Genomic DNA, 17,573 nt, shown 5'->3' on the forward strand with positions numbered 1-17,573 from the left:
ACAGCAGAACGTTGAGGAACCCCCTATGCAACCAGCGCTCAAATTCTCGCTCGAAATTGTTGATGGTGAACGCTTGGGTAAGCTTGCTGTACCCTATATTCAACTCGCCCGATGGCTGAACTTTTTAACCTCTCCTCATTACGGGGCGCAGATTATCTTTGCTGAGCAAGGTAGAGAGAACGTCACCATTTATTTTGATGCGTGCGAAGGGATGTACAGTTATTTAAGCGATCGCATTCATCCCGATCGCGCTACGCATCAGCCAGAACCCGCTCCTCTTGCACTAGCAAGCTGATGTTCTGTCACCCTTTTTAGGATCAGCGTTGGTTTAAAGCCGTTGTTTCCGGTAGAGCGATCGCACGTTATAGCGGTTCCCATGAGAGTGCGGTACAAGGACTGAGGTTTTAAGGCAGGAGGCAGGAGGCAGGAGTAAAGCCGCCGTGCTCTTTCACTTCTGCCTTCTGCCTTCTGCCTCTTTGCGACTGTACTTCACCGGATTGGGAACCGCTGTATATTCCTACAGAAGACCTTCCAGTGTCGACCCCAACCACTAGCAACTCATGCCTGAAGCAATCCATCTTCGTGTAGCGACTGCCGACGATGTACCAACCATCTTTGCGCTCATTCAGGCGTTAGCAGAGTACGAACACCTCTCTCATGCGGTTACAGGCACACCAGAGGCACTGCACGAGCATTTATTTGGTTTCCGTCGCTATGCTGAAGTTGTTTTAGCAGAGACGGCAGGTAGCATTGCAGGGTTTGCACTCTTCTTCTACAACTACTCCACCTTTTTAACTAAGCCAGGGCTGTATTTAGAAGATCTGTTTGTGCTGCCAGAGTATCGACGGCTGGGCATTGGCGAGGCGCTGCTGATTTATCTCGCTCAACGGGCGATCGCAGAAGATTGTGGACGCTTAGAATGGAGCGTGCTGGATTGGAATACACCTGCGATCGCCTTTTACGAGAAAATGGGAGCTACCGTTCTACCCGATTGGCGCATTTGCCGCGTCACCGGAGATGCGCTGACCTTAATGGCTCAAGCGAATGCTGAAAGCTGATAGCTGATAGCTAAATAATTGAGTATTGTTCACTTGATGACTGCTATAAACCCCTAAAATTAATAGCCTAAAGGTCAAAATTTCTCAGGAGGGCGCGATCGTGTCTATTTGGGTAAACGAACAGCTTGATCCATCCGGCATCCTCTACTCCTGCATTGCCTGTTGCGATGAAGACCACGCACAGGATTGTCACAAATCCTTTCAGGACAACTTGACCGCCAACCAGGTTGCCGCAGGCTGGATTGCTCGACTCCGCATCGTCAATTCGTGGGACGAAGTGCCCGCTAATGCGCTGAAGTTGGACTAACTAGGCGATCGCCATGAGTGCGATATAGCAGTTCCCATCAGAGTGCGGTATGAGGGCTGCGGTTTGAAGGCAGAAGGCAGGAGGCAGAAGGAGAGCCGCCGTTCTCTTTCACTTCTGCCCTCTGCCTTCTGCCTCTTTGCGCCCCTCTGCCCTCTGCCTTCTGCCTCTTTGCGACTTTACTTCACTGGATCAGAAACCGCGATACCTGTTCAAGCTGGTTTTTGACGTTCTGAAGTGAAGAAAGATTGCTAATCGTTGCGATCGCGTTAGAAAGTAAACCATTGAGCCAATTAAAGTTTCACTCAATACAGTTAACCCAAACGCTTATTCGGCAGAAATTGTAGACTTTTTGATGGTCTACGCAGCGCTTTTGCTCTCTTTACGGAACTTAAATTGCAGAGTGTCGTACCCTTAGTTAAACACCTACTAATTATGCCCTAAAGCTTTCTAGCTGGGCTTTTCAGCCGGTTCCCAATAATTGCGATCGTGTTGATAAATATTCACAAACGGCGCTGAAAAAGCAAAGCGAATCTCAATACTATGAGGGTAGGCAAGCAATACCTAAATTAGGCGGTGCTTGCTAAACATTCATTCTTGGCTACGGATTTTCCTGTAGTTTCTAGCAATTATTACCACTATGGCAACAACCATTCAAAGACGCGAAAGCGGCAGCACATGGGATCGTTTCTGCAACTGGGTTACCAGTACCGATAACCGCCTGTATGTAGGCTGGTTCGGTGTCTTGATGATCCCTACCTTACTGGCTGCAACCATCTGCTTCATCATCGCCTTCATCGCTGCGCCTCCTGTCGATATCGATGGCATTCGCGAGCCTGTGGCTGGCTCCTTGATGTACGGCAACAACATCATTTCTGGTGCGGTTGTGCCTTCCAGCAATGCGATCGGCTTGCACATGTACCCCATCTGGGAAGCGGCTTCCTTAGATGAGTGGCTATACAACGGTGGTCCGTATCAACTCGTTGTCTTCCACTTCCTGATCGGCATCTTCGCCTACATGGGTCGCCAGTGGGAACTGTCCTACCGCCTCGGTATGCGCCCCTGGATCTGTGTGGCTTACTCGGCACCTCTGGCTGCGGCTACATCCGTGCTGTTGATCTACCCGATCGGACAAGGTTCCTTCTCCGACGGGATGCCCCTCGGCATCTCTGGTACGTTCAACTTCATGTTTGTGTTTCAGGCTGAGCACAATATCCTGATGCACCCCTTCCACATGTTGGGTGTGGCTGGTGTCTTCGGCGGCAGCTTGTTCAGCGCCATGCACGGTTCGCTAGTGACCTCCTCACTTGTCCGTGAAACCAGCGAGAACGAGTCTGCGAATGCTGGCTATAAGTTTGGGCAAGAAGAAGAGACCTACAACATCGTCGCGGCACACGGCTACTTCGGTCGGTTGATCTTCCAATATGCCAGCTTCAACAACTCACGCTCCCTGCACTTCTTCCTGGGTGCATGGCCCGTAGTAGGTATCTGGCTGACGGCTCTAGGCATCAGCACGATGGCGTTTAACCTCAACGGGTTTAACTTCAACCAATCGGTGCTGGATTCTCAAGGTCGCGTTGTGAACACCTGGGCAGACGTGCTGAACCGCGCCAACCTGGGGATGGAAGTGATGCACGAGCGCAATGCTCACAACTTCCCGCTTGACCTCGCCTCTGGTGACGCAACCCTCGTTTCAATGCAGGCTCCCGCGATCGACGGTTAATTCACTCGTCTCTCGCTAACCAAAAGCGCTCTCTTACAAGGGGGCGCTTTTGGTTTGATAAGCAATATGTCATTTTCATAAGGCAATCCTATTTTGTCGATGCTACGGTATAGAAACACATTGAGAAATTTCTTTATGAGTTACACCAGACATACAACTTGGGAAAGGCTTTACAGCGCTGTAGGTGCTCTTGCTGTGGGATCTGGCGACATTCAAGAGAGACTCCAAAACGCTTTTGTAGTTCTTTCTGCTCTTAAGGCAGAGGAGTTTCCAGAAGAATTGCGAAATAGAGTACCGTTTGTTTACCGTTCTGGAGATGAAGGCACTACTAAAGAAAGTCTGAGCCACTTGACGTATGAGGAAGCTCGTAAGCTAACAGAGGAAATTTTGTATATATACGACACCATTGCGCGTGAACACTGTACTCCCGAATGAATAGCTAGGAACTCTATCACTGCACCGCACTGAGGCTTTTTAATGCGATTTGGTTTTGTCCAGGCACCCCAGAAAGCTTAAGATTGCATGATTTTGTCACTCGTCAATTCTTACCGAGCTGGATTAGTTTAGTTGAGCGCTGCAACTCAATAAAGCAGCACGCTATGATAAATGAATAACGGTTACATTTGTTTTTTAAGAAGGAAATAAAATTATGATGGATGAAGATATGGTTGACCTAAATTGTAGAAACTATTTTGTACGAACAGATTCTGAGGGTTACATTAGTGGCGAATCATCTGATCGTTCGTTAAAAAACTGTAATAGGAATAATAGTGTCAAAGGAGAAAAGGCTGAGGAATAGTTTTGGGCGTTATTAGTGAATAACGTCTTTTGAGCAAATACTTGTGATCCCTTAATTCTTTTGAGCTAAGGGATCATTTTTATAAGTCAGTTTTCTAATCAAGCTTACGGGTTTACTGTCCACGTCCTGGCTTACAATCAGCAAAGCCTAATGCCTCGGTATCGAGAAAACTGGCGATCGCCATTTCAATGACGGCTTCAATGGGATACTCAATGTCAGCCGCACGAGCAATGAGAGCCTCTCGAATGCGCTCAGGCAAGCGACCCAAAATGACTTCAGCATCAGATAGAGAAAGCTGCTCTTGAAGGTTGGCTTGCATCGCTTCACCGCTCGGTTGGAATTTGGACGTTGTAGGGGGGGTCGGTCGCTCTGAGGATAATAGCTTCTAGCTCTAATAGTAACTTAGGGTTTTCCCAGTGATCAATGAGCTGCGCTGCAATCCGAACGTCTGCATCATTGTATTGATCGAGCCATGCCCATAAAAATGCTTTATGCCCACCCGTGAAGCGCCCTCGTAGACTCTTTGTTTTGCCGATGTAGAGTAGCCCCTCCGTTCTGTGCCTGATAGCATAGATGCCAGGACGGGCAGGAATATGGTTAAACTCTCGACTTAGGGGTTGGCATTGCTCGAAGGAGATAAAGGCGATCGCATCCAGAATGCTCCGTGCTTGGGCTTGTAGTTCAGAGTCATTCGTTGGCATGGCAACAAGAAGGCTGATGGCACAGAAATTACGCTCCTACAAATTCTCTGACAGGAATTGGCTCATAGGCGTTTCATCTTCGTGATTTTGACGGTAGCATGTCGTTTTCCGCTACGATCGCAATCTCACTCTCTCCAACAAGCGCAATGGGCAATACCTTCGGACATCTCTTTCGCATTACCACCTTTGGCGAATCGCATGGTGGCGGGGTGGGTGTCGTCATTGATGGGTGTCCGCCCAGGTTAGAAATTTCAGTTGAGGAAATTCAGGCAGAGCTGAATCGGCGCAGACCGGGGCAGAGCAAGATTACTACGCCGCGTAATGAAGCCGATCAGTGTGAAATTCTCTCCGGCATCTTTGACGGCAAAACGACAGGCACCCCGATCGCCCTTCTGGTTCGCAACAAAGACCAGCGATCGCAGGATTACGACGAAATGGCGGTGAAGTATCGTCCCTCTCATGCGGATGCCACGTATGACGAGAAGTACGGTATCCGCAACTGGCAGGGTGGGGGACGATCGTCTGCACGGGAAACCATTGGACGCGTGGCAGCAGGGGCGATCGCCAAAAAAATTCTCCAGCAGGTGGCAGGGGTTGAAATCGTCGGCTATGTCAAGCGCATTAAAGATCTTGAAGGCGTGGTTGATCCAGAAACGGTGACGCTGGAACAGGTCGAGAGCAATATTGTCCGCTGTCCTGATTCAGACGCAGCCGATCGCATGATTGATTTGATTGAGCAGGTGCGGAAGGAAGGGGACTCGATCGGTGGTGTGGTCGAATGCGTGGCTCGTCATGTGCCCAAAAGCCTGGGAATGCCCGTTTTCGACAAGCTAGAGGCAGATTTAGCGAAAGGTGTGATGTCACTTCCAGCAACCAAAGGCTTTGAGATCGGCTCTGGCTTTGCAGGCACCTTGATGACGGGCAGTGAGCATAACGACGAATTTTATACGGACGATCGCGGCACCATTCGCACCGTCACCAATCGATCGGGCGGGGTGCAGGGCGGCATCTCCAACGGCGAGAACATTATCATTCGGGTTGCCTTCAAGCCCACTGCCACCATTCGCAAAGAGCAGCGTACGGTGACGAACGATGGTGAAGCCGTCACGCTGGCAGCCAAAGGTCGTCATGATCCCTGCGTGTTGCCTCGTGCTGTGCCGATGGTTGAAGCAATGATGGCGCTAGTGCTATGCGATCACCTGTTGCGTCAGCAAGGGCAGTGCGGGGTGCTGTAGCAATTTGCGTTAACGCATCCGTTGATTAGGGAACATTGAGTATGGCGCTTACAGCCGCTTTTGTTCTCATACGGAGTGTTTGACGCGAATGCAGTCCACCGAGCTGAACCTGGAGTCAAACGGTGAGGGAACCGATCAAACCGCACTGTTGCGATCGTTTGTTGAGCACAGTCCCGCCGCGATCGCCATGTTCGATCGCAATGTGCACTACCTGCTGGCAAGTCGTCGTTGGCTTGAAGACTACGGTTTGGTCGATCGCGCCATCATTGGGCAGTCTCACTACAACCTTTTTCCCGATCTGCCACAGCATTGGAAAGCCATTCATCAGCGCTGTCTGGCGGGTGCGATCGAGCGTTCTGACGAAGAAGCGGTGACTAACGCCGAGGGCACTATTGACTGGCTCAAGTGGGAAGTACGCCCGTGGCACGATCGCGCTGGGGCAATCGGTGGGATCATCATTTTTGCGGAACTCATTACAGAGCAAAAGCAACGAGCACTGGCATTACAGCAAGCGAACGCTGAACTGGAGGCTCGTATCAAAGCCCGCAATGCTGAACTAGAACAAACCATCGAACAGTTACAGCAAGAAATTTGGGAGCGTCATGCTGCTTTGCGCGATCGTGAACAGGCTGAGCGAGAATTACGGGAGTCCAAACGACTCCTCCAACTGGTCTTTGACTTACTGCCCCAGCGGGTGTTTTGGAAAGATCGGGATTTTCGCTATCTGGGCTGCAATAAACTGTTTGCCCAAGATGCACAGCTAGAGTCACCAGAGCACATTATTGGCAAAGACGACTTTGAGCTTATCTGGAAGGATATCGCTCATCTCTACCGCACCGATGACACGGCTGTGATCCAAAACAATCTTTCTCGCATTAACTATGAAGAATCGCTGATTAAAGAAGACGGTGTGGTGAACTGGGTGAGAACCAGTAAAACTCCCCTACGTGATGAAACAGGCGCGATCGTCGGGGTGTTTGGCACGTATGAAGATATTACTGATTATAAACAAGCACAGATTGCCCTTGCCGAAAGTGAAGCCAAGTTTCGCCGTTTGGTAGAAGATGCCAGCGACTATATTTTTGCGATCTCAACAGAAGGCACCTTTACATACATCTCACCTCAGTTCACACGGTTTTTTGGCTATGAACCAGACGAGTTTCTCGGCAAACCATTTACGCCGCTGGTACATCCCAATGATTTAGCTCTCTGTAGTGCCGCTTACCAACGGCTGATTGAAACTGGACAAAATGAAGCTGGGCTGGAGTTCCGGCATCAATGCAAAGACGGTAGCTGGCGTTGGGTGATCAGCAATTTATCTCCCATTAGAGGTGTTGCAGACGCTATTACAGGCTATCAGGGCATTTTGCGGGACATTAGCGATCGCAAAGAAGCTGAAGCCGCCTTGCAAAAAGAGCAAGTATTCCTTAAAACCGTTCTTGATCATTTAGCTGACGGTATCGTTGCCTGTGATGAAACAGGGCGATTGACCCTCTTCAACCGCGCGACGCGAGAATTTCACGGTGTCTCTGAAGCCGCTCTGCCTGCTGATCAGTGGGCACCTTACTTCAGTCTCTACCACGCCGATGGGAAAACCCCTATGCAAACGCAAGACATTCCTCTGCTGCGGGCGTTTGAAGGCGAAATTGTCCACAACGTTGAGATGGTGATTGCACCCGAATACGGTGAAACGCGCACTCTACTGGCAAGTGGGCAGGCATTTTTTGATCAGAACGGTCATAAACTTGGCGCGGTTGTGGCAATGCACGACATTACAGCCCAACGCGATCGCGAACAAGCCGAGGCACAACTGCAAGAACAAGAGCAGTTTCTCCGCAGCATTTATGACGGCGTTAACTGCTCCATTTTTGTCATCGATCGATGTGAGAACGGCGAATACTATTACGCCAGCCATAATCACATTTCCGAAAACCTTATGGGTCGCTTGAGTGCTGAAGTAGAAGGCAAAACGCCAGCCGACCTGTTTGGTGCTACTGAAGGTGCGCTCGTCTGTCAGGTTTTAGACCGCTGTGTTGCCATCAGAACAGCTCTAACAACAGAAGAAATCTTGACCTTTGGCGGCAAAACAATCTGGGTGATGACCACGTTTAACCCACTGATCGACCAAGACGGTCACGTGCATCGTATTGTTGGCACCAGTTTCAACATCAACGAGCTAAAGCAAGCGGAGGCACAGCTCAAACAACAAGCAGTGGACTTAGAACATGCCCTGCAAGAGCTACAGCGCACCCAAACGCAGATGGTGCAGAGCGAGAAGATGTCGAGTTTGGGACAACTGGTTGCAGGTGTGGCGCACGAAATCAACAATCCCGTCAATTTTATTTACGGCAACTTGCTGCACGCTAATGAATACACCCAAGATTTACTCAGTCTGCTGGCACTCTATCAACAGCACTATCCCAATCCAGACGCTGCTATTCGGGATGAGATTGACGCGATCGACCTCGATTTTTTGATGGCAGATCTTCCCAAACTTTTGACTTCCATGAAAGTCGGTGCCGATCGCATTCAAAAAATTGTGGCATCGCTGCGATCGTTCTCGCGGTTGGATGAGGCAGAAGTTAAAGATGTTGACATCCACGAAGGTATCGACAGTACGCTGATGATTTTGCACAATCGGCTGAAGTCAAAATCAGAGTATCCTGCCATCCAGATTGTGAAGGAGTATGGCATTTTGCCTAAAATTGAGTGCTATGCCGGACAGCTTAACCAGGTTTTCATGAATATTCTCAGCAATGCAATCGATGCGCTAGATGAGCAGAATCAGCAGCGATCGCCAGCCGAGGTTGCCGCGCATCCCAGTGTGATCACCATTCAGACGACGGCGATCGATGACGAGACGGTTGCGATTCACATTACTGACAACGGTCCAGGGATTCCCGAAGCGGTTCAAAAACGTCTCTTCGATCCATTCTTCACCACCAAAGCCGTGGGCAAAGGCACAGGTATGGGTATGTCTATCAGCCACCAAGTTGTCACCGAACGCCATAAGGGACGCTTGAAGTGCCTCTCACGTCCAGAGCAGGGCGCAACCTTTGTGATTGAAATTCCGACGCGGCAGGTTCGTTAAGTGGGTCAGTCTTAGCAGTAGCGGTTGAGTCTTGTTAGAAATCGAAGTAAATGTAAGGCAGGGAGCCTTTGGGAGCCAGAACCCAAACCGCAAACAGGCACAGCGGCACCAGCATTAACTTGATGTGCCAGTTGAGCTGTAGTTTGAACGCGCGATCGCACAGATAAGCAACGCCCATCAAAAGCACGATCGCCCACAGCAGTAGCGCAATTTGGAACGGTGCCAGCCCGATCGCTTCCAAATAAACCTTTTGGGCAAACTGCGCGTCAGCCGGATGCCCCCATAAGCGCTGCACCACCAACCAGGAATCCTTTAGATCGGGTAAGCGAAAGAAAATCCAGGTCGTGAATACTAAACTTTGTGTCAACATCCATGCCAGCACAACGCCCGGTAAACTCTGCCATGCGCTCTTTAACCACGTGACCTGATTGGAGAGTGCATCTGTGAGCCGATGCATCACCAGCGCGATGCCGTGCAGCAATCCCCAAACGATAAAGCCCCACGCGGCACCGTGCCAGATACCCGCGATCGCCATGATGATCATGAGATTCGCACAGGTACGTAGCAACCCTTGACGTGAACCACCGAGCGGGAAGTAAAGATAGTTGCGTAACCAGTCGCCTAGCGTCATGTGCCAGCGTCGCCAAAAGTCTGCAATGTTCGTGCTGAAATAGGGGAAGTCAAAGTTTTGCGGCAGGTCAAAGCCCAGCAGCACGGCACTACCCCGCGCCATGTCCACATAACCGCTGAAGTCAAGGTAAAGCTGTAGCCCGTACGCCACGATCGCCAGCCATAAATCTGCACTGCCTGCCCGCTGTAAGTTTTGAAAGCTCAAATCAACTAACACGCCTAGATTGTCTGCCAGGAGTCCTTTTTTAACTGCACCACAGGCAATGAGCCACAACCCTTCCACAAGGCGATCGATGGTAGGAAAGGTCTGCGCCTGGACTTGCGCCGCGAATGGATGATACCGAGTAATGGGACCACTGATCAGCTTGGCAAAAAACAGCTTGTAAGCAGAGAAGCTAAGAAACCGCTGTGCTGCGGGTGCTCCACGATAAACATCGACCAGATACGCGATGCACTCAAAGCAGAAAAAGCTCAGTCCCAACGGTGCAATGAGATTAGAGCGCGTCCACACTGCTTGTTGTTGCAGTGCCGGGTTTCCTATCAATGCCCCGATCGTGGATAGCAAAAAAGGAATGTACTTAAAGCCCAATAACAGTAAAACATTGACGACAATGCCCAACCATAGCAGCCTTAAGCGCTGTCGATGCCAGTCCTGTTGGGCAAACTGCCAGTCTTCAATGCGCCAATCGGGCGGCACCGCGATCGCCTGCCCCAACTGAAAGGTAACCCACGTACCAGCCAGCAGCAGCGGAATGTACTGCACTTGAAAGGATGAGTAGAAGACAATACTGGCAGCCAACAATGCCCACATGCGGAGCCACTGCTGTTGCACCGACCAGTAAATACCAATCACGCTCAGCAGGAACAGTCCGTAGGTGATGGAGATGAAGGTCATACGATGGCAAAGGGTGATGACAGCGCCGAGCAGCAGAAGGAATGCCGTTCGCGTTGATTATAGTGAAGGTTTGCCCATTCGCACAGATTCTTGATCTGACTGTGCGATCGACCCATCCCTGCTGAAGCTCAGATAGCGAAATACGCCACACGAACAACTGTATGCCAACCGAGCAGAATGGCAGGGAAACACTAAGTGATCGACCGACTAAAATCTAAACGACTTTGAATCTCGTGGACGCTGTTGTGCTAGGATCAATTTCCGTGGGTGAAGTGGGTCGATGCCCGAGTGGTTAATGGGGGCGGACTGTAAATCCGCTGGCTACGCCTACGCTGGTTCAAATCCAGCTCGGCCCATCCACGACAAGAGAAAGGATAAAGTATGAGTGATAAAGGATAAAAGAAAGTATTTTTAAGCCTTCATCCTTAAGTATTTATCCTTTCAAATCAAAACTGCCCGTGTGGCTCAGTGGTAGAGCACACCCTTGGTAAGGGTGAGGTCACGAGTTCAATCCTCGTCACGGGCTCTGCATTTCAAGGTGTACGTTCGCACATTAAATGTCGCGATTCGCAAATTAATGTCGTTTTCGGCGAATTTACTTCTTTTAGTAATGATTTCGCAAATTAACGTCGTTAATGAATACATCCTTGCTTTTCGCGAGTTAATGTCGCTGATTACCAAGGGTGTGCTCCTTTCAGTCCCCCTCAAAATTCAAGCTCTATTCCTTTAAACCAATAGGCAGAGTGCAGTACTTCCCGTTCCATAGTTAGGTAAACCCGACTATCTCTTAGGAGGCGGTGGCGACGATGGAGAGCCGATCCTGGAAGCCTCGAATGTTCGCCTTTTCTTTCAGCCCGCCCATCTCTGGGAGGGCGATGGCGACCTAAATCAACCACGATTAAATCAACCGAGTTCGATCGCTTTCAGCCCGCCCATCTCTGGAAGGGCGATGGCGACTCCCCTCGCAGGTTTCTTTGAAGGAATCTGGTGGTACTTTCAGCCCGCCCATCTCTGGAAGGGCGATGGCGACTCCCAAAGCCAAAACCCTTGTCCTGCAAGCTTTCCAAAGTAGGTTTTGGCAAACCTGCTAACAAACTGTCTTGCTACCTTCCTTTAAGGATCGCTTTGGTGCTTTCAAAGGGATGAAAGTCGCGCCAGCAGAGGGATTTTGGATTCTGGCAAACCTCCAGGGGTTTTTGACCCCGCTTCGGTTTGCCAGAAAAATGATGGAGGACTCCTCCTTGCTCGGAGGCGATTGATACGGAATCCGATTCAGATACCCTCTTTCTTGAGAGATCGCTGTTCACCCGTGAACAGCTTTTCGCCCTGCCAGTGAGAGCAACAAAGCGGGTTCCGTATCAGCAGTAGCTGCCACGGCGTATATTTTAAGGCGGGAAGCCTTCCAGAACGGCACTTCTAGCCCGTAAGGGTTTCAGCCGATCTGGGGGCTAAATTTTCCCCACTTTAAGTTATGCACCGCTGTCACGCCAGTGACACTTCAGTCACACCATTTGCTTCAATAAATTGAAGCGATGATGCTCCCGTACCTTCACACAGTGAAGGCTGAACTCACTTCTGCTGGGTGCGCACCTGCGCTACATTTGAAGAATGAACCAACGAATGCAGCTTCCCATCCCCATACAAGCCTCAAAATGAAGTCTGTGCCAAGATGGCAGTCAGTGAGCGGACAGCTACCAGGGTCGGAAAGCACAGTCGTCTTGCGACGACCAAACTGACCCTCATTTTTCACAGTTCAGCGGCTCAAAAAGCTTGAACTGAGGCGCTATTGTTCCGTATATTAACTTGTCTAGGTTCAAACGTACTAGATCACGCACTTACTTTGTAGCGATCGCACGGGCGTGATAGGCAGCGATCGCCATCTCTTGTGCTTGTGCTTGGAGTTTGCCTTGGAGCGGCTGAAAGCCTGACTCAACGGTGATGCCAAGTTGCTGCGCTTTACTACGGATCGCTTCAATGAGTCGGTTGTAGCTCCAGCGATGGATGTTCTGGCGGTACTCTTTGGCGTACTTGTTTTGAACCTCAACTACGCTCGACTTCTGTTCAGCCCTTGCCGTAATCTCACTGGCTAGTAATTCTTGCAGGTGTGTCAGGTTTGGAATCACGATGCTGCCTGCTTGATAGGTTTGGGCGAGTTGGATGATTGCCTTTGCCAGTAGGCGATCAACGTACTGACCCAGTTCTGCTTCTGAAGGTTGGTACGCCACACCCCGCCGCTGATTTTTGTGACGTTGTAGAGCATGTTGCTGCTGCTGCTGGCGCTGACGGTTGAGCAGGTGGTAGTCATCGCCCAGCAAGGTGCGAGGCATGCAATAGGTCAGTGCATCGCCTGTGCTGGCATTGATAACGGCGGCTGTGACGGGATGAGCCAACCCAAGACTGAGTCCTACCAAAATTTCTGGCTTGCCCCGATAAGGTTGCTGGCTGGGGCGATGGGGCAAATTTGTCAGGCGGCTAAGAGTGGAGGTATTGCGCTGATGGAACTTTTGCTGGTGTTCTGTCAACTCGTGGTCAGAGGTTTCAAGAGTCTGGTTCCTGGTAGCTTTAGCTAGCTTCTCCTGCTGAACTTCCAGAGTGCCCTCTGCGGTCATCAAGCGAGTATCGAACGAGCAGTAAAGGGCGAGATGATTTACATGCCAGGGTTCACCCTTACCCTCGCCTTCTCTCCAAGCCAGCATGGCTGAACTGAGGGTGAGTAAGCCTGCTGGATAGGTAGCTTTATTCGCTTGATAGGCTTGCCAATCGTCCAAAAAGCGTTGGAAGAAGGTCAATTGCCGTTGGTCGCAGTACACCTGGAAAGGAGATGCTTTGGTGGTCTTGAACCATGCTTCAAGGTCAGGATCAGTTGCTTTGAGATACTTATCGATGCCACTAAAGTTGACGGTAATTCTCTTTGCGGTCTTACCCCAGCGGACATCCGTGGAACTGCCGTAGATGATGGGATAGGGCAGAGAGGCGGGTCGGGTAAGCAGTTTGGCTTGCCATTCGCGTGCTTGGGCAACGCTTTCGGAAATCTGCTGTGTGGCGATCGCCAATGTCTCCATAAACTCTTCCCCGGTTAGATCCCGTCCTTTCGGTAGGCGAGCCTGAAGCTGAGCCTCAAGTTGCTCGACCTCTTTCTGCTTGCGGCGAAGGCGGTGGGCAAATTTTTCTGGGTCTTCCTCAGTTTCAGGGATTTTGAAGCCATTTTTGATCAGATAGGCGATCGCGCAACGGTTCAAGGTCTCGTCTGTCGCGTCATAAGCTTCAAACAAACGCGTCATGGGACTTGCTTTGTTGGCAGACTGAGTCTGCTGTTGTGCAGCCTGACGCTTCTTGGGGTTGGAAGCTGCTTGAGTTTCAGGCTCTATATTGAGTTGCTTCAGAACGGTTTGTGCCCTCTCTTTGATCGCTTCGAGAGTGGTGCTGCTGAGTTCAAGTAGTGCCGGATCACTCTTCACTACATTCAGCCACTTTTGTTTGCCATCCAGACGGCGGCGGCGGTTCTGCTGGAGTGCTAACCATGATTCATAAGTATAAGTCACCATCAAGATTGCCGAAGCGTAGCAGCGTGCAGGCTGACCTGGGTAAATGGCTTTGAGTGGTTCACAAAGTTCTCTAACGACTTTTTCTGGGACAGTCCCTCGGCGTTGCCAGGTTTCAAAATCGGGATGTTGGCTGACTTGCGTCAGCAGGTCGTTAACCAGGGGGGTATTGCTCTCGGTCATGAGGTGCCAGAGGTGGCGACGAACAGGCTCAGAGGCGACAAGGCGGCAATGAATGGTAATGATGCTCATACTTAGCAACGACCCAGGGTAGCAAGCTACTTGAACGTTTTAGGCTATCCGCTAGTAGTTCAGATGTACTTTTATTCTGTGAGGTATCATACTCTAAAGCTTGTCGCTGTGACAAGATAGTTGGCAAGACTCTTGCCCCGCGAACTCCGTCTCATACACACTGGTGTGCGTCACGGCTTTATCGGCTCTGGTGTATAGCGAATTGATGGAACTTGAGGCATTTCTACGGCTTTGGGCTGTGTCACGGGAGGAACTTGCGTTCATCTGCGACTGCTCCTTGACAACGGTTAACCACTGGTTTTCACAGGGAGAACACCGTCGGTTTCCCAGTGAGAAGCATCAGCAGAAGTTGGCGCTGGCTCACCATATCTGGACAACGATCGAGACAGAACCAGAGTACTTAAGGGTTTTGCGGGAAATGTATCACAAGAAGCCACGGAGAATTACTCTTTAAGGCTTGTCAGATGGCAAGTATTTTTTGTCATGTTATCGAGGATTCGTTGTTGTTGCCTGAAGCTGTCCGTTTTTCAGTTGTGCCTCTGTAGCGGCATAGCGACATCAACGTTCTGGCGAGTAAGTGAATGCTGGATTTAAGCTCAGTTGGACGAAGCGATCGCCACCCTTAGCCATCCCGCACCAGCCCGTAAAGTGCCCAGTTTTCAGGCGTATCGGTTTTGCGCTCTTTCAACGTCATGCGGTCCAGAAAGAGTGGAAAAGCCACCGGATGAGCGCTTAAATGACCATGCTTTCTTTTGAGCGTGAGTGCTGTAATTGCTGACGCGCAGAGCCTTTTTAAGCGGACTGTAATGACTCTTTAAAGAATGTGTTTGATCCGGCTGTGGCTGTGGCAACACTGTATGGGGAGCTAAGGTAGTAGAACGTGCTCCCATCGTGATGCTGCCCCCTGCAAGCTTAGGAATACCGGATGGACGACTCAGATCGGCAACGAGTCCAGCACTTTCTGAAAACGTGGCAAGGCTCTCAGGGCAATGAGCGAGCCAACTATCAGGGCTTCTTTCGTGATCTGTGTGATGCGTTGGGAGTCGATCGCCCACCGCCAAAGGGCAATATCCCCAGCGATCCGTATGCCTTTGACAAGGATATTCGCGTCATTCATAAAGACGGCTTCAGCACGAACTATGCCGATTTCTACAAGGAAGGGCATTTTCTGATTGAGGCGAAACAGGGCGGGAGTGCTTCTAACAAGGGCACGGCGAAGCGGGGTACGAAGACCTACGACACGGCGATGGAGAAAGCCTTTTATCAGGCACTCAGCTACACGCCGTTTTTGACGCAAAAGCCACCCTTTGTGATGACCTACGATATTGGCTCTCACTTTGAAGTGTGGATGAGTTTTAGCGGCAACTATGGCGGCTATGGGGCACGGGAAACCATTGCGATCGATCGCCTGCTGGATGAGAAGGTCTTCGATCGCTTTGTTGCCATCTTCAACGATCCGCAAAGCCTGAACCCGGAAAAGTATCGGGCAAAAGTGACGCGGGAAGTTGCCGCTACGTTGGCGAAGCTGGCGCGGTGGCTGGAGGAGCAGGGCAATGAGCGGCAGGAGGTTGCCAACTTCTTGATGCGCTGCATCTTCACGATGTTTGCGGAAGATGTGGATCTGCTGCGAGGTGAGGTTTTTACGAAGGCGTTGAAGGATCGGTGGCTGACTGACCCAAAACTGTTTCAGCCAGAGATTGAGAGCCTCTGGCAAACGATGAACACGGGCGGCAGTTTTGGGTTTGAGCGCATTTTGCGGTTCAACGGGAGCTTTTTTGCGGATGCAGCGGCGTTTGACCTGCCAAAAGCACGGCTAGAAACGCTGTATGAGGCAGCGGAGAAGGACTGGGCGGAGGTGGAACCTGCCATTTTTGGGACGCTGCTAGAGCGGGCGCTGGACAAGAAGGAGCGGAGCCGCCTAAGAGCACACTACACGCCGACATCTTACATAAAGTAATGTTCAGATTGTAGAAATATGTTCTTCAAGTGTATGAAGAGTAAAATTGAAGTTTGTAATGGCTATTTATAGTAGACAGGGTTGATTCTAAATGGCAATTATTTCTTCTCAAAGCCGCAACACGTTTTATGAATCAAATCAATTTAAGCCCTTTAAATTACTAGAGGAAATATCTTTAGAAACAGCCTACTCAATTGAAGACTTGAAGAGAATCTGTGATCGTGTCTCAATTCAAATATTCAAACAAAACAGCAAAGATTATATTTTAAGCCATCACTTAAATAAGTTATACCTTGTCATGGAGAAGCCTAAAATCTTGGAAAAGGTTGGTTCTCTTGACGACTTCTACCTGTACGAACACTATCCAAAAATCACAGAGTACTTATTTTTTCATGACACCATTGATATTGTTTGCTGGTTGTTGAAGCTACGATATTCCTCTAAAGATTCCATCAAGAAGAAAAAATATAGAATCGATACTCTTTTAGATAATTTCTTAAAAGAAAATAAAATTTCGACAAACAAAATCCGTAATAGTGTGGGTAAAAATTTTTCTCAAGAGAGATTTATTTTTCACCTAACAAAGGGGTGGTACAACGAGCTAGTAAGACTTGTTCCTGTCCCTTCGGACTTCCTTGAAGTAGGTACTAGACTAAATGCCTCTAGTTATATTGGAAAATCTCCATCATGGAATATTATTCAAACGTATTACTCAATATATGAATATACAAATTCGATAGTTTTTACAAACAATGACAACCTCAACACCGAACAGCATAGAAAGAGCACTAATTTTTTTAATAACAATTTGCTCTCTAAATTGAATGGAACTACTGTCTTTTATCCCTTTAATATTACTATTCCGTGTAAAGATTCAATGCTGAATTTAAGAGGGGTTGATAAAGAGTTCTGGAAATACAAGTACAGCAAGTGTCCTCGTTTCCCCGAAAAAACAATATATGATCTTGAGGATCTGTACATCAAGTTTGTGTCTGAACATGGTAACTTCCTTGATTTCATATATAGATTTCGCGTCTGGGCTAATTATCTTGGAATTAACACAATTATAGAAATAGAAGAGGGGCATTTGCTATATTTTCTATATAAAAATCTGGCTCTTTTGTGCTTTTTCTATGCATCAATGGCTGAGCTTACGGCAATAGCATTCCTTGGAGAGGATAAAACTATTCAGATATTAAGGGACTTCTCTCAAAAGTATATTTTAAAGCAATCTAATTTACGTGAAAACTGGTATTTAGTACCTCCTTTTATTAGATTTAGATTGTACTCAAAACATGGGTTTATTAATCAGCCAATTGATTTTCTTGTCCCACCGAATCCAGATCCTTTATCCATTTGACTACATCCTTTAGCCATTTGAATTTA

13 protein-coding genes and 2 tRNA genes are annotated in these 17,573 nt (G+C 49.2%); 11 read left to right on the plus strand and 4 right to left on the minus strand.

From position 1 onward, the window contains the following. The first annotated feature begins 25 nt into the window (after positions 1–25). The 5 genes from AC5JO6_RS22280 (at position 26) to AC5JO6_RS22300 (ending at position 3,520) form a co-directional block, all read left to right on the plus strand. Positions 26–295 carry a hypothetical protein gene (locus tag AC5JO6_RS22280; protein ID WP_496083228.1) on the plus strand — a complete coding sequence of 90 codons (270 nt, stop codon included), beginning with the start codon at positions 26–28 and terminating at the stop codon, positions 293–295. Positions 296–560: 265 nt separating this feature from the next. Further along, positions 561–1,058, plus strand: a complete 498-nt coding sequence (locus tag AC5JO6_RS22285; RefSeq protein WP_496083229.1) for a GNAT family N-acetyltransferase — start codon at positions 561–563, stop codon at positions 1,056–1,058. Positions 1,059–1,158: 100 nt separating this feature from the next. Then, positions 1,159–1,365, plus strand: a complete 207-nt coding sequence (locus tag AC5JO6_RS22290; RefSeq protein WP_496083230.1) for a glycogen debranching protein — start codon at positions 1,159–1,161, stop codon at positions 1,363–1,365. 637 nt (positions 1,366–2,002) lie between these two features. Continuing rightward, entirely contained in the window at positions 2,003–3,085 is a 1,083-nt protein-coding gene (psbA, locus tag AC5JO6_RS22295) for a photosystem II q(b) protein (protein WP_496083231.1), read from the plus strand. A 135-nt stretch (positions 3,086–3,220) separates the two neighbouring features. Beyond that, the gene (locus tag AC5JO6_RS22300) at positions 3,221–3,520 is read left to right on the plus strand and encodes a hypothetical protein (RefSeq protein ID WP_496083232.1); all 300 of its coding nucleotides are present in this window, start codon (positions 3,221–3,223) and stop codon (positions 3,518–3,520) included. Positions 3,521–3,996: 476 nt separating this feature from the next. Here the strand turns inward: AC5JO6_RS22300 and AC5JO6_RS22305 are convergent, their stop codons facing one another. Continuing rightward, positions 3,997–4,203 (minus strand): hypothetical protein, encoded by a 207-nt coding sequence (locus tag AC5JO6_RS22305; RefSeq protein ID WP_496083233.1) that lies wholly within the window; start codon positions 4,201–4,203, stop codon positions 3,997–3,999. A gap of 4 nt (positions 4,204–4,207) precedes the next feature. Then, the gene (locus AC5JO6_RS22310) at positions 4,208–4,585 is read right to left on the minus strand and encodes a GIY-YIG nuclease family protein (RefSeq protein ID WP_496083234.1); all 378 of its coding nucleotides are present in this window, start codon (positions 4,583–4,585) and stop codon (positions 4,208–4,210) included. A 146-nt stretch (positions 4,586–4,731) separates the two neighbouring features. Between AC5JO6_RS22310 and aroC the strand changes: the two genes are divergently transcribed. Together aroC and AC5JO6_RS22320 are read left to right on the plus strand one after the other, a co-directional pair. Beyond that, a complete protein-coding gene (aroC, locus tag AC5JO6_RS22315; protein WP_496083318.1) occupies positions 4,732–5,820 on the plus strand; it encodes a chorismate synthase in 1,089 nt (362 codons plus the stop codon). An 88-nt stretch (positions 5,821–5,908) separates the two neighbouring features. Continuing rightward, positions 5,909–8,911 (plus strand): PAS domain S-box protein, encoded by a 3,003-nt coding sequence (locus tag AC5JO6_RS22320; protein WP_496083235.1) that lies wholly within the window; start codon positions 5,909–5,911, stop codon positions 8,909–8,911. A 34-nt stretch (positions 8,912–8,945) separates the two neighbouring features. Here the strand turns inward: AC5JO6_RS22320 and AC5JO6_RS22325 are convergent, their stop codons facing one another. Then, entirely contained in the window at positions 8,946–10,436 is a 1,491-nt protein-coding gene (locus AC5JO6_RS22325) for an MBOAT family O-acyltransferase (RefSeq protein ID WP_496083236.1), read from the minus strand. A 274-nt stretch (positions 10,437–10,710) separates the two neighbouring features. Here AC5JO6_RS22325 and AC5JO6_RS22330 point away from each other — a divergent pair. Together AC5JO6_RS22330 and AC5JO6_RS22335 are read left to right on the plus strand one after the other, a co-directional pair. Continuing rightward, positions 10,711–10,792, plus strand: a tRNA-Tyr gene (locus AC5JO6_RS22330). Between the two features lie 98 nt (positions 10,793–10,890). Then, a tRNA-Thr gene (locus tag AC5JO6_RS22335) sits at positions 10,891–10,962 on the plus strand. 1,309 nt (positions 10,963–12,271) lie between these two features. On the opposite strand, the gene cas12k is transcribed toward AC5JO6_RS22335, so the two are convergent. After that, positions 12,272–14,230 carry a type V CRISPR-associated protein Cas12k gene (gene cas12k, locus AC5JO6_RS22340; RefSeq protein WP_496083237.1) on the minus strand — a complete coding sequence of 653 codons (1,959 nt, stop codon included), beginning with the start codon at positions 14,228–14,230 and terminating at the stop codon, positions 12,272–12,274. Positions 14,231–15,155: 925 nt separating this feature from the next. Between cas12k and AC5JO6_RS22345 the strand changes: the two genes are divergently transcribed. Both AC5JO6_RS22345 and AC5JO6_RS22350 read left to right on the plus strand, forming a co-directional pair. After that, on the plus strand, positions 15,156–16,187 hold the full coding sequence (locus AC5JO6_RS22345; protein WP_496083238.1) for a type IIL restriction-modification enzyme MmeI: 1,032 nt from the start codon (positions 15,156–15,158) through the stop codon (positions 16,185–16,187). Between the two features lie 91 nt (positions 16,188–16,278). After that, positions 16,279–17,547, plus strand: coding sequence for a hypothetical protein (locus AC5JO6_RS22350; RefSeq protein ID WP_496083239.1), 1,269 nt, complete (start codon positions 16,279–16,281; stop codon positions 17,545–17,547). The last annotated feature ends 26 nt before the right edge of the window (positions 17,548–17,573 follow it).

This window comes from Tildeniella sp. (genome assembly GCF_059505325.1).

What these genes read in the sequence shown, in the direction of transcription:
- AC5JO6_RS22280 (WP_496083228.1), top strand. Translation starts at nt 26, where the DNA reads ATGCAACCAGCGCTCAAATTCTCGCTCGAAATTGTTGATGGTGAACGC.
- AC5JO6_RS22285 (WP_496083229.1), top strand. Translation starts at nt 561, where the DNA reads ATGCCTGAAGCAATCCATCTTCGTGTAGCGACTGCCGACGATGTACCA.
- AC5JO6_RS22305 (WP_496083233.1), bottom strand. Translation starts at nt 4,203, where the DNA reads ATGCAAGCCAACCTTCAAGAGCAGCTTTCTCTATCTGATGCTGAAGTC.
- cas12k (WP_496083237.1), bottom strand. Translation starts at nt 14,230, where the DNA reads ATGAGCATCATTACCATTCATTGCCGCCTTGTCGCCTCTGAGCCTGTT.
- aroC (WP_496083318.1), top strand. Translation starts at nt 4,732, where the DNA reads ATGGGCAATACCTTCGGACATCTCTTTCGCATTACCACCTTTGGCGAA.
- AC5JO6_RS22350 (WP_496083239.1), top strand. Translation starts at nt 16,279, where the DNA reads ATGGCAATTATTTCTTCTCAAAGCCGCAACACGTTTTATGAATCAAAT.
- AC5JO6_RS22325 (WP_496083236.1), bottom strand. Translation starts at nt 10,436, where the DNA reads ATGACCTTCATCTCCATCACCTACGGACTGTTCCTGCTGAGCGTGATT.
- AC5JO6_RS22300 (WP_496083232.1), top strand. Translation starts at nt 3,221, where the DNA reads ATGAGTTACACCAGACATACAACTTGGGAAAGGCTTTACAGCGCTGTA.
- psbA (WP_496083231.1), top strand. Translation starts at nt 2,003, where the DNA reads ATGGCAACAACCATTCAAAGACGCGAAAGCGGCAGCACATGGGATCGT.
- AC5JO6_RS22345 (WP_496083238.1), top strand. Translation starts at nt 15,156, where the DNA reads ATGGACGACTCAGATCGGCAACGAGTCCAGCACTTTCTGAAAACGTGG.
- AC5JO6_RS22310 (WP_496083234.1), bottom strand. Translation starts at nt 4,585, where the DNA reads ATGCCAACGAATGACTCTGAACTACAAGCCCAAGCACGGAGCATTCTG.
- AC5JO6_RS22320 (WP_496083235.1), top strand. Translation starts at nt 5,909, where the DNA reads ATGCAGTCCACCGAGCTGAACCTGGAGTCAAACGGTGAGGGAACCGAT.